The sequence below is a fragment of the Vibrio sp. Vb1554 genome, from assembly GCF_033344235.1.
Window position 1 is genome coordinate 1 of sequence record NZ_JAWPOJ010000128.1, and the last position, 1648, is coordinate 1648.

Annotated in this window: 3 protein-coding genes; 1 reads left to right on the forward strand and 2 read right to left on the reverse strand. The window is 46.4% G+C overall.

What is annotated here, in order from left to right:
* Both R8N28_RS24235 and R8N28_RS24240 read right to left on the reverse strand, forming a co-directional pair.
* The coding region (locus tag R8N28_RS24235; protein WP_318183547.1) for a DUF1538 family protein at window positions 1-289 on the reverse strand (289 nt) is incomplete at its 3' end.
* Window positions 286-1020 carry a DUF1538 domain-containing protein gene (locus R8N28_RS24240; RefSeq protein WP_005478515.1) on the reverse strand — a complete coding sequence of 245 codons (735 nt, stop codon included), beginning with the start codon at window positions 1018-1020 and terminating at the stop codon, window positions 286-288. The genes R8N28_RS24240 and R8N28_RS24235, both read right to left, overlap by 4 nt.
* A gap of 285 nt (window positions 1021-1305) precedes the next feature.
* Here R8N28_RS24240 and R8N28_RS24245 point away from each other — a divergent pair.
* Window positions 1306-1648, forward strand: a 343-nt coding sequence (locus R8N28_RS24245; RefSeq protein WP_318183548.1) for an NAD-dependent epimerase/dehydratase family protein, incomplete at its 3' end; no start/stop codon positions are given.

The window sequence follows — 1648 nt, forward strand, 5'->3', positions numbered from 1 at the left end:
CGACCCACTCTAACGCCTGCCCAATAGAGACTTTAAACTCTCGGACGAATTCAGGAGCGGTCAACTGCACCGCCATTGTTTCGCCCAACGGAAACAATGCCATCTCCAAACCGAGTAAAAACAACGATAATCCAACAATGACATATGCAAAACCGAGCAACACTTTTTTGAGGTTATTCACTGGGCGGCGCAGCACAGCCAATTGAAAGCCAAAAATAATCGCCGCAATCGGGATCACATCACGAATGGTGGACAGCAACGTATCTAAGAAATGTTCGAATGAAATCATGTAACGGCCATCCCATAAATCATGACAAACATCATTGGCAGTAAAGAGGCAAACGCAATCAACCCAAAACCATCCACCATAGGGTTACGCCCTTTAATGGCCGAAGCTAACCCTACTCCTAATGCCGTCACCAAAGGGACGGTAATCGTTGACGTGGTCACGCCACCCGAGTCGTAAGCAACGCCGATGATCGACTCTGGCGCAAACCAAGTGAGAGTCACAACGCCAACATAACCACCGATGATCATGTAATGAATTGGCCACCCTTTTAAGATGCGCAGCACCCCAATCACAATCGCAATCCCAACAGAAAAAGCCACCGTGATCCGCAGGCCAACGCCATACTCCGTCATGGATTGTTCGGAATTGGGGATCATCCCGCCTTCAGCCGCCACCTCTGAGGCCTCTTCTGCAACAGCAGTCAATGCTGGCTCTGCGATAGTGGTTCCAAACCCCAAGCAAAACGCAAAAATCAATAACCAAAACACACTGCCCTTTCGAGCAAAGGCTTGTGCCATATTTTCGCCAATGGGGAACAAGCCGAGTTCTAGCCCGAAAATAAAAAACGTCAGGCCTAAAATGACCAACAACAAACCAAAAAGAATCGAGACCAAGTTAGGTAAAGGCTCTTGCAGAACCACCAATTGGAAGAAGGTAATAACAATTACAATAGGAAGAAGATCGCGGGCACTGTTAAACAGAGCGCGGAACAAAGCAGTGAGTGCTTCCATGCAAATCCTCCCTTTGACGAACAAGTTATTGGCTCTGAAGGCGAGACCTGTCCGGTGATATCCTTATCATCTACTCTCAGTGTGGCATAAATTTCTACTCACAAACGTGAACAACCTTATGTCGCCACTAACATTTGGTTACATTTTCCTAATATGTGAACTGGATGAGCCACCACGAAAATTTATCTGAAAGATGGAACAACGCATGATAAGGAGATCGGAACTGATCAAGCGAGGCGCAAAACGACTATAATGTTCTAATATATTGACATTCAAAGAGATGCTATGAAGATATTACTTACAGGTGGAACTGGGTTTATAGGGTCTGAGTTACTCAAACTGCTCACCACTCATCAGATAGTGTTACTGACCCGATCGCCAGACCAAGCCAAACAGCACTTGCAGTACGCTGATTTAGGTAATATCGAGTACCTTGCTTCTCTTGATGAACTCGCCGATCTCAACAACATAGATGCCGTCATCAACCTCGCAGGAGAACCAATCGCAGACAAACGTTGGACGGAGCAGCAAAAAGAGAAAATTTGCGACAGTCGTTGGAAAATTACCGAGCAAGTTGTTGAGCTGATTCACGCCAGTACCGAACCGCCTTCTGGGTTTCTTAGCGGAT